This is a genomic window from Streptomyces sp. 2114.4 (assembly GCF_900187385.1).
In the GTDB taxonomy this organism is placed as follows: domain Bacteria; phylum Actinomycetota; class Actinomycetes; order Streptomycetales; family Streptomycetaceae; genus Streptomyces; species Streptomyces mooreae.
This window is the reverse complement of sequence record NZ_FYEY01000001.1, coordinates 5,457,652-5,470,204: the sequence shown is the minus strand read 5'-3', so window position 1 is coordinate 5,470,204 and position 12,553 is coordinate 5,457,652. Positions and strand designations below refer to the sequence as shown.

Sequence of the window (12,553 nt, the reverse complement as noted above, 5' to 3'; positions counted from 1 at the left end):
GACACGCTAACCCGGGGCGAGCAGCACCCCCATCGGGGCCCCCGCCAGCGCCTTCACCTCGCGGGCGAGATGCGCCTGATCCGCGTATCCGGCGCAGGCCGCGACCTGAGCACGGGGCATTCCGGAGCGCGCCAGATCAAGCGCGCGGACGAACCGGAGCACCCGGGTCAGGGTCTTGGGGCCGTACCCGAACGCGTCCAGGCTGAGGCGGTGCAGCCGGCGCTCGCTGAGCGCGACGGCCCTCGCCACCTCCGCGACGGGGCGGCCGCGGGCGAGTGCCGCGGCGACGGCGGCCGTCCGGCCCCCTGTCGTGGTGGCGCCGGCGTCCTGGAGACGGGCACCGGCCGCCTCCTCCAGCACGCGTCCGACGCCGCCGGCACCGCCCAGGCCCCCTACCGCGCTCCCGTCGCCCGTCTCCCGCGCCGCCGCCAGCCGCCCGGCGAGCTCCCGTGCCCGGCCGGCGGGCCACAGCTCCGCCAACGGCACCCGCCGGTTGCGCAGTTCACGGGCCGGCACACCGAAGACGGCCGGCCCCTGCCCCGGTGCGAACCGCAGCCCCACGAAGGCGGCACCTCCCGTGCCGTCCAGGCCCTGGGGGCTCTCCGGGCCGTGCGGGACCTCATGGCCATGAGGGAGAACCCCGGGGATGACGCCTCTCGGGAAATGCGGGACATGCGGCCCGGTGTCCGGCCCGGCCACCAGCAGCCGGCCGCCCTCGCTCCAGATCAGGTCCATACAGCCGTCGGGCAGCACCGGCCGGGCCGTGGGAGGCGCCGTGCGGGTCCACAGCACCGCACCGGCCAGCCGCGACGCCCGCTCGCGGTATCCGCCCGATACACCACGCACGGCTGATCCGCCGGATACGCCGGATGGCTCATCCGAGTAGCGCTCTTCGCCCATATCCCCCAGCCTGGCACGGGAACCCCACGGCCGTCCGCGCCGTTGATCCCTTACGACACGGACCTCACGGAGGTGGCACATGTCAGGGTTTCTCGACCGCGCGAAGGAACAGGCCCAGAGCGCGCTGAACCAGGGCAAGCAGAAGGTCGACGAGGTGCAGCAGAACCGCGCCGGCAACGAACTGCTGAGAAAGCTGGGCGCCGCGTACTTCGCCGAGCGCCGGGGCAGCGGGTCCCCCGAGGCGACCCAGGACGCACTCAACACCCTCGAGGCGCATGTCAACGCGCACGGGGACGCGTTCCTGCACACGAGCGGGTAGCGCCCCCTCCCGTCAGGCGGCAGGGCGCGGCCCCCACCGGCACCCGTGACACCGCCGGCACCCGGGACAATGAGCAGTGTGACCAGCACCGCCCCCGGCCCGCTGCCGGATCCGCACGCCCTGCGCCCGCGCCTGCCCTCGCCCCTCCAGGAGATCGAGGACGAGCCGTTCACGCGGCGCGGCGTACGGCTGCTGCTCAAGCGGGACGATCTGATCCACCCGGATCTGGCGGGCAACAAATGGCGCAAGCTGGCGCCGAACCTGCGCGCCGCGGCCGCCGCCGGTGACCGCGCGCTGCTGACCTTCGGCGGCGCGTACTCCAACCATCTGCGGGCCACCGCCGCGGCGGGCCGGCTGCTCGGCTTCGCCACCATCGGTGTGGTCCGTGGCGACGAGCTCGCCGACGCCCCGCTCAATGGGTCGCTGGCCCGCTGCGCCGCCGATGGTATGCAGCTGTACTTCCTCGACCGGGCCCGCTACCGCCGCCCCGATGACCCGGACGTGCTGGCCGCTCTGCACGACCGCTTCGGCGCGTTCCGCGTCATACCCGAGGGCGGCAGCAACTCCCTTGCCGCACAAGGCTGTACGGAGCTGGGCCGGGAGCTGCACGGCGCCGCCGACACCGTCGCGGTGGCCTGCGGAACGGGCGGCACCCTGGCCGGGCTCGCCGCGGGGCTGGCGCCGGGGCAGCGCGCCCTGGGGGTGCCCGTACTCAAGGGCGGCGACCCGCACTTCCTCCAGGAGACGGTCGGGGAACTGCAGCGCGCGGCGTTCGGCGGACCGCGCGGCGACTGGCGGCTGGACGGCCGCTTCCACTGCGGCGGATACGCCCGCCGCACCCCGGAACTGGACGCGTTCGCGGACGCCTTCGAGGACCGGCACGGCCTCCCCCTGGAGCGGATCTACGTCGCCAAGCTGCTGTACGGGCTGACGACACTGGCCGAGGAGGGCGCCTTCTCCCCCGGCAGCACGGTGGCCGCGGTGATCACTGGCACCCCCTGAGCCGGGCCCCCGGCCGAGTCCCGGGCCAGGGCCACGGGCCAGAGCCACGGGCACCGCGGGCCACGGCAGCGGGTCCACCGGCCGCGGAAAGGGCCCGATCCCCCCGCCTACGAAGCCTCCTCCCGGTAGGCCGTCGCCTCCTCCAGATCCAGCCTGCGCTGCAGCGTCCGCAGCATCTCGTCATCGATCCGGCCGGCGTCCCGCAGCTGGACGAACACCCGCCGCTCGGCGTCGATCATCTCGCGGGCCAGCCGCCGGTAGGTCTCGTCGGCCGACTCCCCGGTCACCTCGTTGACCGCGCCCAGCCGCTCCCACACGGAGTTGCGGCGCCGCTCCATGATCGTGCGCAATCGGTCGGCGAGCGGTCCGGGCAGGGCGTTGCGCTCGTCCCGCAACAGCTCATCCAGCCGCTCCTCGGCGGCCCGCGAGGCCTCGTTCTGCGCCTGCGCCTCGGCAAGCGTCTCCCTCTGGGGGTCCGGTCCCGGCAGCTTCAGCGCGCGGATCAGCGGGGGCAGCGTCAGCCCCTGGACGACCAGGGTGGCGATGACGGTGGTGAAGGTCAGGAAGAGCACGAGGTTGCGGGCCGGGAAGGACCCGCCGCCGGACACGGTGGCGGGGAGGGAGAACGCAATGGCCAGCGACACCACGCCGCGCATCCCGGCCCAGCCGACGACGACCGGGGCCTTCCAGTTCGTGTCCGGCTCACGGCTACGGATCCGGGCCGACAGGGCACGGGGCAGATAGGTCGCGGGAAAGACCCACACGAAGCGTGCCAGGACCACGGCGAGGAACATCACGGCCGCGTACCAGAGGGCCTGCATCGCGCCGAACTCCCCCAGCCCGCGTAGCACGACCCGCAGTTGCAGCCCGATCAGCGCGAAGACGGCGGACTCCAGGACGAAGGAGACCACCTTCCACACGGCGGCCTCCTGGAGCCGGGTCTCGAAGTCGACCTGCCAGGAGCGGTGCCCCAGGTAGAGGCCGACCACGACGACGGCGAGCACCCCGGAGGCGTGCAGCTGCTCGGCCGCCGCGTAGGCGAAGAACGGGATGAGCAGCGAGAGGGTGTTCTCCAGCAGCGCCGACTCGCGCAGCCGGACGCGCAGCCAGTGCAGCGGCACCATCAGGACGACGCCGATCCCGATGCCGCCCAGTGAGGCGACGGCGAACTCCTTGATCCCGTCGCCCCAGGTGGCACCGGCCCCGAGGGCCGCGGCCAACAGCACCTTGTAGGCGGTGATCGCGGTGGCGTCGTTGAACAGCGATTCGCCCTGCAGGATCGTGGTGATCCGGTGCGGCAGCCCGAGCCTGCGGGCGATGGCGGTGGCCGCGACGGCGTCCGGCGGGGCGACGACCGCCCCCAGCACGAGCGCGGCGGTCAGTGGCAGACCCGGGATGACCAGGTACGCCACCCAGCCGACCGCCAGCGTCGCGAACAGGACATAGCCGACCGACAGCAGCGCCACCGGCCGCAGATTGGCCCGCAGATCCAGGTACGAACTGTCCAGCGCCGCGGTGTGCAGCAGTGGGGGCAGCACCAGCGGCAGCACGATGTGCGGATCGAGGGTGTAGTCCGGGATACCCGGGATGTAGGACGCCGCGAGCCCCGCGGTGACCAGCAGCAGCGGCGCGGGGACAGGGGTACGGCGTGCCAGCCCGGCGACCGCCGTGCTCCCCGCGACCAGCAAAAACAGCGGCATCACTGCCATCGGACCGTCCCGTCCCCGAACCCTTCGCCACCCGTCCCGGCGATCTAACCTGGCCATCATGAGCGAGTGCACGCATGTTCCCGAACTGCCGCGCCCCGGACCGTCCGCGCTGAGTGCCACCTGCCTGGAGTGCCTGGCCGCCGGCAGCCATCCCGTACAGCTGCGGAAGTGCCTGGTCTGCGGCCATGTGGGCTGCTGCGATTCGTCGCCGTACCGGCATGCCACCCGGCACTTCGAGGAGACCGGTCACCCCGTGATGCGGACGCTCGAACCGGGCGAGTCCTGGCGCTGGTGCTTCGCCGACCAGAAGCTGGTGTGAAGCGTCCCCGGCCGCCCGTTTAGCCTTCACCCATGATCCGCGAAGCGACCCCCAACGATGTCCCCGTCATCCTGGCCATGATCGGCGAGCTGGCGGCGTACGAACGCGAGCCCGAGGCCGCGCAGGCCACCGCGCCTCAGCTGAAGGAGGCCCTGTTCGGGCCGCAGCCGGCCGCCTTCGCGCTGATCGCGGAGGACGGCGGCGCCCCGGTCGGCTTCGCCCTGTGGTTCCGGAACTTCTCGACGTGGACGGGCACGCACGGTGTCTACCTGGAGGACTTGTACGTCCGCCCCGAGGCGCGCGGCGGCGGACACGGCAAGGCGCTGCTCGCGGCCCTCGCGGAGATCTGTGTGGCCCGCGGATACGAGCGTTTCGAGTGGTCAGTCCTGGATTGGAATGAACCGTCCATCGGTTTTTACCGGTCGATCGGCGCTCAGCCCATGGACGAATGGACGGTCTTCCGGCTCACTGGAGAGGCACTGCACAACCTTGCGGGCACCTCGCGCGTCAACGGAGCGTAATCGGCATTGATTTGACAGTGCACACCCCTACCCACTGTCCGTACCCGTGGCTTTACAATCAGTGACAGTGAAGGCGCCGGGCGGACCGGGGCCGGATCGCGCCGGACGGCAGCCGCGCACCTTCCGGGCGACACCGGCCCGCGGATCGCGATAGCGTCACAGCCGAACCATGTGTTGCACCGGATCGTTCTCCTTTCACCCGAGGGGAGAAAGGCCCGGCAGGAAATATCCCGAACAACGCGAATATCGCGCATTTCCAGCTCAACCAGCTTGTGCCACCTTGGAGGTGAGGGTGTCCCAGATCGCAGGCGAGCCCGGGACTCAGGACTTCGTGGAAGTCCGTCTGCCCGCTGCGGGTGCCTACCTGTCCGTGCTGCGTACGGCCACGGCCGGACTCGCAGCCCGCTTGGACTTCACCCTCGACGAGATCGAGGATCTGCGCATCGCGGTCGACGAGGCGTGCGCGATCCTGCTGCAACAGGCCGTCCCCGGCAGTGTGCTGAGCTGCGTCTTCCGTCTCATCGACGACGCACTGCAGGTGACCGTGTCGGCCCCGACAACCGACGGTCGCGCCCCCGAGCGCGACACGTTCGCCTGGACGGTGCTCTCCGCACTGGCCGGCAAGGTCGATTCCACGGTCGCCGAGGACCGAACGGTCACCATCAGTCTGTACAAGGAGCGCGGCGCCGGTCCCGGACCGTCATGACCGAACAGGGGGCCCCGTGAAAGATCTCGAACGCGGCGGGCGGATGGCGTCCAGTGCGACCATCCCCGAGCAGCAGGCCCGGCCGCATCCGGTGGGAGTGGACGACCACGGCGGCCGGTTGGATGCGGCGGAGCAGGCAGAGCGGGCGGACCACATGGAGCAGAGCGAGCAGCCGGGGCAGCAGGCGCATCAGCACGATGCGCCGGCCCCCGAACACCAGCTGCCAGACCACCAGCATGCGCAGGAGCCGCACGACCGCAGCGGCGCCCGGGCGCTGTTCTACGAGCTGCGCACGCTGCCCGACGGCTCCCCGGAGCGTGCCGAGCTGCGCAACACCCTCGTGCGGATGCACCTCCCGCTCGTCGAGCATCTGGCCCGGCGCTTCCGCAACCGTGGTGAGCCGCTGGACGATCTGACCCAGGTCGCCACCATCGGTCTGATCAAGTCCGTGGACCGCTTCGACCCGGAGCGCGGTGTGGAGTTCTCCACGTACGCCACCCCCACCGTCGTCGGCGAGATCAAACGGCACTTCCGCGACAAGGGCTGGGCGGTCCGCGTCCCGCGCCGCCTCCAGGAGCTGCGGCTGTCGCTGACCACCGCGACCGCCGAGCTGTCCCAGCGGCACGGCCGCGCGCCCACGGTCCACGAGCTGGCCGAGCATCTGGCGATCTCCGAGGAGGAGGTCCTGGAGGGGCTGGAGTCGGCCAACGCCTACAGCACCCTCTCCCTGGACGTCCCGGACACCGACGACGAGTCCCCGGCCGTCGCCGACACCCTCGGCGCGGAGGACGAGGCGCTGGAGGGCGTGGAGTACCGCGAATCCCTCAAGCCGCTGCTGGAGGACCTGCCCCCGCGCGAGAAGAAGATCCTGCTGCTGCGCTTCTTCGGCAATATGACCCAGTCGCAGATCGCCCAGGAGGTCGGCATCTCCCAGATGCACGTCTCCCGCCTGCTGGCCCGCACTCTCGCCCAGCTGCGCGACAAGCTGCTCGTCGAGGAGTGAACGGGGTCCGAGGAGGACCGACCGGGACGGGCGGGGCTCTCGCGGGCTCCGCCCGCCGTGCGTCCGCGCCCGGTTCTTCCCGCCGTTCTTCCCGCCGGTTCTTCCCGTCGGGCCCCGGACTCGCGTGTCAGGCCCGGCAGCCTCGCATCAGGCCTGTGACCCTCGCGTCAGGCCCGTTCCACCCGTATCAGGCCCGCCGTCCGGACGGGCCGCACACGGAACGGTCCTCAGGGCGTCTCCCGCGGCCCGATGCCCAGTGCCTCGGTGGCCGTCGGATTGACCAGCAGGACGAGCACCACCACCGCGGCCACGGCCAGTCCGATACCGGCCGCGATCAGCGCACCGCCGCCGTGGACCAGCGTCCAGGCCACCGGCAGCGCCACGAGCTGAGTGATCAGCGAGGGGCCCCGGCTCCAGCGGCGGCGCAGCCACAGCCCCCGCGCGGCCACCAGCGGCAGCACCGCGAGCGCCAAGACCGTCAGCCCGCCCATTTCCGCCTGCTGCGGACTGTCCGGCGAACCGGCGAGACCCATGAACAGCAGGTACCCGCCGAGGGCCGCCAGCGCGAGCCCTTCGACCGCGGTGAGCGCCGCGGCGGCGCTCAGCCGGGCGGGCCGCGGGCCGGTCGGCTCGGGCGCGGTGGAGGCGCCGGCGGCTCGGGACACGGACTGCTTCTGCTGACTGCTCACCCCAGCAGGGTAGCGCCGGCGCCCCGGCCGCCGGGGTGGCCCCGGAGCCGGATGGGACGCATGGCCGGTACCGGCAGGTAGGTACGCTGCTCCATATGCGCGCACTCCTCGTGGTCAATCCGGCAGCAACCACCACCAGTGCCCGCACCCGTGAGGTACTCGCCCACGCGCTCGCCAGCGACCTCAAGCTGGAGGTCGCGCAGACGCAGTACCGCGGGCACGCCCGTGATCTCGCCCGGCAGGCCACCGAGAGCGGGCAGATCGACCTGGTGGTGGCGCTCGGCGGCGACGGCACGGTCAACGAGGTCGTCAACGGCCTGCTGGCAGGCGGCCCCGATCCGGACTCCCATCCCCGGCTGGCCGTCGTCCCCGGCGGCTCCACCAATGTCTTCGCCCGCGCGCTGGGGCTGCCCAATGACGTCGTGGAGGCGACCGGCGCCCTGCTGGACGCGCTGCGCGACGGCACCGAGCGCACCATCGGCCTGGGGCTGGCCGCGGGCACACCGGGGACCGAGGACGAGGGCGTCCCGGAGCGCTGGTTCACCTTCTGCGCCGGCTTCGGTTTCGACGCGGGCGTCGTCGGCCGGGTCGAGCAGCAGCGCGAACGCGGCAAGCGTTCGACCCACGCCCTGTACGTGCGACAGGTCGTACGGCAGTTCCTGGGCGAGGCGAACCGCCGGCGGGGCGTCATCACCCTCGAACGCCCTGGCGGCACCGAGGGCACCGTGGAGCGCGACGAGAACCTGGCACTGGCCATAATCTGCAACACCGCTCCGTGGTCCTATCTGGGCAACCGGCCGATCTACCCGTCCCCGGACGCCTCGTTCGACACGGGCCTGGATCTGTTCGCACTGAGCAAGCTCTCCCCGCCCGCTGTGACCCGATATGTCACCCAGCTGCTGGCGTCCACACCCGAGCGCGGCCCCCGGGGCAAGCACGCACTTTCACTTCACGACCTCACGAACTTCACCTTGCATTCGCAGGTCCCCCTGCCGTTCCAGATGGACGGTGACCACCTGGGACTGCGTACGAGTGTGACGTTCACAGGCGTTCGCCGTGCACTGCGTGTGATTGTGTGAGCAGTAGGGCCTAAAGTCCTTTCACTCGAACGTTTAGACTGGTTTCCACCCCCTGGAATGACGGCTGTGAGCTAGGCGACACCAAGGAATCAAAAAAAAGTTTCCGGAAGGGGTTGTATCCGCAGCCGAGGTTTGCGAGTCTCTTCATGGCGATCGGGACGGCCGCTTTACCGGCCCCCTTGAGAGTCCGAATCCCCCTCCTCATTCCACAGGACCGCACCAGTGCGCAACTGGAGTTCGGCCCTTTGCTTGCGGAGGGATTCGTGAAAGCGTTCACATTCACAAGCAACGATCCCGTCACACGAGGAGATGGAGCAGCCATGGACTGGCGTCACCGCGCCGTTTGCCGCGAAGAAGACCCCGAGCTCTTCTTCCCTATCGGCAACACCGGTCCTGCGCTCCTGCAGATCGAGGAAGCCAAGGCCGTCTGCCGCCGCTGCCCCGTCATGGAGCAGTGCCTGCAGTGGGCGCTCGAGTCCGGCCAGGACTCCGGCGTCTGGGGTGGTCTGAGCGAGGACGAGCGCCGCGCCATGAAGCGCCGTGCCGCTCGTAACCGGGCGCGCAACGCCAGCGCCTGAGCCAGTAGCCCCGTGGCCCCCGAGCCGCAGCGCGCAGTACCCCCGATGCACCTCCGGAGCTCACCGGCCCGGTCATAATCGCATCGCTATAGCTTTGAGCCCCGGACCGGATGGGTCCGGGGCTTGCTGCTGTTCGGGGCCGGGCGACGGCCGGGCGACCCCGTCGGCCGCCGCCCGGTCTCAGTGCTGCTTCTCGGCGCGTACCGGCACGTCGAGGATGACCTGGGTACCGCGCTCGGGCGCCCGCACCATGTCGAACTTCCCGCCCAACTCCCCTTCCACCAGGGTCCGTACGATCTGCAGCCCCAGGTTTCCGGCGCGATGCGGATCGAAGCCCTCGGGCAGGCCGCGGCCGTTGTCCTGGACGGTGACCAGCAGCCGCGGTTCATTACGGCCGCCGCCGCGTACCGCGCCGACCTCGACCGTGCCGTGCTCCGCCTGGTCGAAGGCGTGCTCCAGGGCGTTCTGCAGCACCTCGGTGAGCACCATCGACAGCGGGGTGGCCACCTCGGCGTCCAGAATGCCGAAACGCCCGGTGCGGCGGGTGGTCACCTTGCCCGGGGAGATCTCCGCGACCATGGCCAGCACCCGGTCCGCGATCTCGTCGAACTCGACCCGTTCGTCGAGGGTCTGGGACAGCGTCTCGTGCACGATGGCGATCGAACCGACCCTGCGCACGGCCTCGTTGAGGGCGTCGCGGCCCTGCGCGGAATCCATCCGGCGCGACTGCAGCCGCAACAGCGCGGCGACCGTCTGCAAATTGTTCTTCACCCGGTGGTGGATTTCCCGGATGGTGGCGTCCTTGGTGATCAGTTCCCGTTCGCGACGTCTCAATTCGGTCACATCACGCAGCAAAACCAGTGAACCACTGTGCGTTCCCTTGGGTTTGAGCGGAATGGCGCGCAATTGAATGACGCCTTCGTCACCTTCGACCTCGAATTCCCTGGGGGCCCAGCCGCTGGCGAGCTTGACCAGCGCCTCGTCCACCGGGCCGCGGGCGGGCGCCAGTTCGGCGGTGGCCTGGCCGAGGTGGTGACCCACGAGGTCGGCCGCGAGGCCGAGCCGGTGGTAGGCGGAGAGCGCATTGGGGCTGGCGTACTGGACGATGCCGTCCGCGTCGAGCCGGATCAGTCCGTCGCCGGCCCGTGGCGAGGCGTCCATGTCGACCTGCTGGCCGGGGAAGGGAAACGTTCCGGCAGCGATCATCTGGGCGAGGTCGGACGCGCTCTGCAGGTAGGTGAGCTCCAGCCGGCTGGGGGTGCGCACGGTCAGCAGATTGGTGTTGCGGGCGATCACACCGAGCACCCGGCCCTCGCGGCGCACCGGGATGGACTCGACGCGTACCGGCACCTCCTCGCGCCACTCCGGGTCACCCTCCCGCACGATGCGTCCCTCGTCCAGGGCGGAATCGAGCATGGGACGGCGGCCACGGGGAACGAGATGGCCGACCATGTCGTCCTGGTAGGAGGTGGGGCCCGTATTGGGCCGCATCTGGGCGACCGATACGTAGCGGGTGCCGTCGAGGGTGGGAACCCACAGCACGAGATCGGCGAAGGAGAGGTCGGAGAGCAGCTGCCACTCCGAGACCAGCAGATGGAGCCACTCAAGGTCGGTGTCGCTCAGAGCGGTGTGCTGGCGTACGAGATCGTTCATGGAGGGCACGTCTTGGAGCCTACCGGCGTACGGTGTACCTGTTGTCTCTGCATGGGCATGGACAAGTGAGAATGGTCTAGTCCAGAATTCAGCAAAAGACCTCCGCTCTCCCCGCACAGGAGGGCGGAACGAGGCCGAAGCGCTCTCTGCCCTGACTGCGCCGAGGCCTCCGATCGACCGGTCCCTGGACGGGACCGTGCCCCTACCGCACACAGGGGCACCTTCCGCCCGCAAGGCGGGGCCGGCCGATGTCAGCTCCGGGCTGCGGTGCCGGACAGGTTGAGGGTCCTGTCCCGGCGCCGCGGCCCGCGGGTGTTTTTCGGGGGCTCGCCGGAGCGGTGTCGGCCCTCCTTCGCTCCTCACCCTCACCCCTCGCCCCGCGCCGGGCTTTCAGCGGGCGGTGCCGCTCGCCGGGCCGGAGCCTGCTCCCTTGTCCTCCCCCTCCTTCTTCCCAGGCCCTGACCCCGGTCCCGCTCCCGGCCACGCCCGCAACGCCAGCTCGGCGATCGCTTCCAGCTCCGTGCGCTCCGCACCGTCGCGCGCCTGCTGGGACATGCCCTGGATCACCGCGTAGACGTAGGCGGCCAACGCATCCGCATCGGTGCCGGGGGGAAGCTCACCGGAGGCGATGTCCGCCCGGACGGCGCGGGCGATCTGCCGGACGTTCGACTGCCGCATCTCCCGCAGCAAACCGGCGACTTCACTGGACGCGGGCGCGGTGTTCAGGGCGGCGCTGACGACGAGACAGCCGCGGGGGCGGCCCGGGAGGGTGTACTCGACCGCGGCCTCGCGCAGCGCCCGTTCGACAGCCCGGCGGGCGGTCGGCTCCTCGGCCACGGCGCGGTTGAGGAAGCCTCCGTAGTTCCGTCGGTACTCGGCCACGACCTCGTCGAACAGGGCCCGCTTGTCGCCGAAGGCGGCGTAGAGGCTGGGGGCGCTGATGCCCATGGCGCGGGTCAGGTCGGAGATCGAGGTGGCCTCGTAGCCCTGCTCCCAGAAGGACCGGACCGCCTGTTCCAGAGCCGTCTCCCGGTCGAAGGACCGAGGCCGGCCGCGCCGCTTCACCGCCTCGGCCGGGTGGGTCTGCGGCGTCGTGCGGGGTTCCTCGGTCGTCATGACGGAATTCTATAGCGGTCGGTACGGAAGGCGTGCTACGGTTTTTTGTAGCGACCGATATATAAATGGATCGGCGTGAAGGGCGCCGCGTCTGCCCGGCGAGATGGCCGACAGGTGCGCGACCCCGCGGGACTTCGCGTGCGATCAGAGAGGGGCAGCGCCATGGCGGCACTCAGCGGCAGGACGGCACTGGTGACGGGCGGCAGCAGGGGGATCGGCCGGGCGATCTCGGAGCGGCTGGCTCGGGACGGCGCGCGCGTCGGGGTGCATTACGGCCGGGACGAGGCAGCGGCCGAGGAGACGGTGGCGGGCATCGAGGCGGCGGGCGGACAGGCCTTCACCGTCCGGGCACCGCTGGGCGGGCCGGGCGGGGCCGAGGCACTGTGGGCGGCCTTCGACCCGCAGGCGGACGGCCTCGACATCCTGGTCAACAATGTCGGCACGGCCGGCAGGCGGGAGCGGATAGCCCAGGCCACCGAGGCGGATTTCGACCATCTCTTCGCGGTCAACACCAAAGCGCCGTTCTTCCTCACCCAGCTCGGCCTGAGCCGGCTGCGGGACGGCGGCCGGATCGTCAACACCTCCACGGGCCAGACGCACGGGAGGGCCAAGACCGAGCTGATCGCTTACGCCATGACGAAGGGGGCGATCGATGTCTTCACCCGGACCCTGGCCAAGGAGCTGGGCCCGCGCGGCATCACGGTCAACGCCGTTGCCCCCGGGGCGGTCGACACGGAGATGAACGCGAGCTGGCTGCGCGGCGAGGCGAACGCCGAGGCGCAGGCGGCGGTTCGGGCGATGTCCCCGCTGGGCCGGATAGCGGACGCCACCGATATCGGCGACATCGTGGCCTTCCTGGCCTCGGACGACAGCCGCTGGGTGACGGGGCAGTGGATCGAAGCAACGGGAGGGGCGCTGCTCTGACGGCAGCCGGTGGGGCCGTACGCCGGCCGCCTGCC

14 protein-coding genes are annotated in these 12,553 nt (G+C 71.0%); 9 read left to right on the top strand and 5 right to left on the bottom strand.

Annotation, left to right across the window (positions count from 1 at the left end; translation table 11 throughout):
• Window positions 1–6 precede the first annotated feature (6 nt).
• Window positions 7–846: a helix-turn-helix domain-containing protein gene (locus CFW40_RS24225; protein WP_256331309.1), complete on the bottom strand. Its 840-nt coding sequence runs from the start codon at window positions 844–846 to the stop codon at window positions 7–9.
• A gap of 133 nt (window positions 847–979) precedes the next feature.
• Here CFW40_RS24225 and CFW40_RS24220 point away from each other — a divergent pair, with 133 nt between their 5' ends.
• Window positions 980–1,219: a hypothetical protein gene (locus tag CFW40_RS24220; RefSeq protein ID WP_088799906.1), complete on the top strand. Its 240-nt coding sequence runs from the start codon at window positions 980–982 to the stop codon at window positions 1,217–1,219.
• A 69-nt stretch (window positions 1,220–1,288) separates the two neighbouring features.
• On the top strand, window positions 1,289–2,221 hold the full coding sequence (locus tag CFW40_RS24215; RefSeq protein WP_088799904.1) for a 1-aminocyclopropane-1-carboxylate deaminase/D-cysteine desulfhydrase: 933 nt from the start codon (window positions 1,289–1,291) through the stop codon (window positions 2,219–2,221).
• Window positions 2,222–2,328: 107 nt separating this feature from the next.
• On the opposite strand, the gene CFW40_RS24210 is transcribed toward CFW40_RS24215, so the two are convergent.
• The gene (locus tag CFW40_RS24210) at window positions 2,329–3,930 is read right to left on the bottom strand and encodes a Na+/H+ antiporter (RefSeq protein ID WP_088799902.1); all 1,602 of its coding nucleotides are present in this window, start codon (window positions 3,928–3,930) and stop codon (window positions 2,329–2,331) included.
• A gap of 58 nt (window positions 3,931–3,988) precedes the next feature.
• Between CFW40_RS24210 and CFW40_RS24205 the strand changes: the two genes are divergently transcribed.
• The 4 genes from CFW40_RS24205 to CFW40_RS24190 all read left to right on the top strand — a co-directional run bounded on the left by CFW40_RS24205 (window position 3,989) and on the right by CFW40_RS24190 (window position 6,479).
• Complete coding sequence (locus CFW40_RS24205; RefSeq protein ID WP_088799900.1) at window positions 3,989–4,249, top strand: UBP-type zinc finger domain-containing protein; 261 nt, start codon at window positions 3,989–3,991, stop codon at window positions 4,247–4,249.
• A 32-nt stretch (window positions 4,250–4,281) separates the two neighbouring features.
• A complete protein-coding gene (locus CFW40_RS24200) occupies window positions 4,282–4,770 on the top strand; it encodes a GNAT family N-acetyltransferase (RefSeq protein ID WP_088799899.1) in 489 nt (162 codons plus the stop codon).
• Window positions 4,771–5,062: 292 nt separating this feature from the next.
• Entirely contained in the window at window positions 5,063–5,476 is a 414-nt protein-coding gene (locus CFW40_RS24195; RefSeq protein WP_003985353.1) for an anti-sigma factor, read from the top strand.
• A 43-nt stretch (window positions 5,477–5,519) separates the two neighbouring features.
• Window positions 5,520–6,479 carry an RNA polymerase sigma factor SigF gene (locus CFW40_RS24190; protein ID WP_088802340.1) on the top strand — a complete coding sequence of 320 codons (960 nt, stop codon included), beginning with the start codon at window positions 5,520–5,522 and terminating at the stop codon, window positions 6,477–6,479.
• Window positions 6,480–6,706: 227 nt separating this feature from the next.
• Here the strand turns inward: CFW40_RS24190 and CFW40_RS24185 are convergent, their stop codons facing one another.
• The gene (locus tag CFW40_RS24185; protein ID WP_088799897.1) at window positions 6,707–7,168 is read right to left on the bottom strand and encodes a hypothetical protein; all 462 of its coding nucleotides are present in this window, start codon (window positions 7,166–7,168) and stop codon (window positions 6,707–6,709) included.
• 95 nt (window positions 7,169–7,263) lie between these two features.
• On the opposite strand from CFW40_RS24185, the gene CFW40_RS24180 reads away from it, so the two are divergent.
• Both CFW40_RS24180 and CFW40_RS24175 read left to right on the top strand, forming a co-directional pair.
• On the top strand, window positions 7,264–8,247 hold the full coding sequence (locus CFW40_RS24180) for a diacylglycerol kinase family protein (protein ID WP_088799895.1): 984 nt from the start codon (window positions 7,264–7,266) through the stop codon (window positions 8,245–8,247).
• A 320-nt stretch (window positions 8,248–8,567) separates the two neighbouring features.
• On the top strand, window positions 8,568–8,825 hold the full coding sequence (locus CFW40_RS24175) for a WhiB family transcriptional regulator (protein ID WP_003983230.1): 258 nt from the start codon (window positions 8,568–8,570) through the stop codon (window positions 8,823–8,825).
• 180 nt (window positions 8,826–9,005) lie between these two features.
• Here the strand turns inward: CFW40_RS24175 and CFW40_RS24170 are convergent, their stop codons facing one another.
• Together CFW40_RS24170 and CFW40_RS24165 are read right to left on the bottom strand one after the other, a co-directional pair.
• Window positions 9,006–10,478: a sensor histidine kinase gene (locus CFW40_RS24170; protein WP_088799893.1), complete on the bottom strand. Its 1,473-nt coding sequence runs from the start codon at window positions 10,476–10,478 to the stop codon at window positions 9,006–9,008.
• A 390-nt stretch (window positions 10,479–10,868) separates the two neighbouring features.
• On the bottom strand, window positions 10,869–11,594 hold the full coding sequence (locus CFW40_RS24165; protein ID WP_088799891.1) for a TetR/AcrR family transcriptional regulator: 726 nt from the start codon (window positions 11,592–11,594) through the stop codon (window positions 10,869–10,871).
• A 162-nt stretch (window positions 11,595–11,756) separates the two neighbouring features.
• Here CFW40_RS24165 and CFW40_RS24160 point away from each other — a divergent pair, with 162 nt between their 5' ends.
• Window positions 11,757–12,518, top strand: a complete 762-nt coding sequence (locus CFW40_RS24160; protein ID WP_088799889.1) for an SDR family oxidoreductase — start codon at window positions 11,757–11,759, stop codon at window positions 12,516–12,518.
• Window positions 12,519–12,553 lie beyond the last annotated feature (35 nt).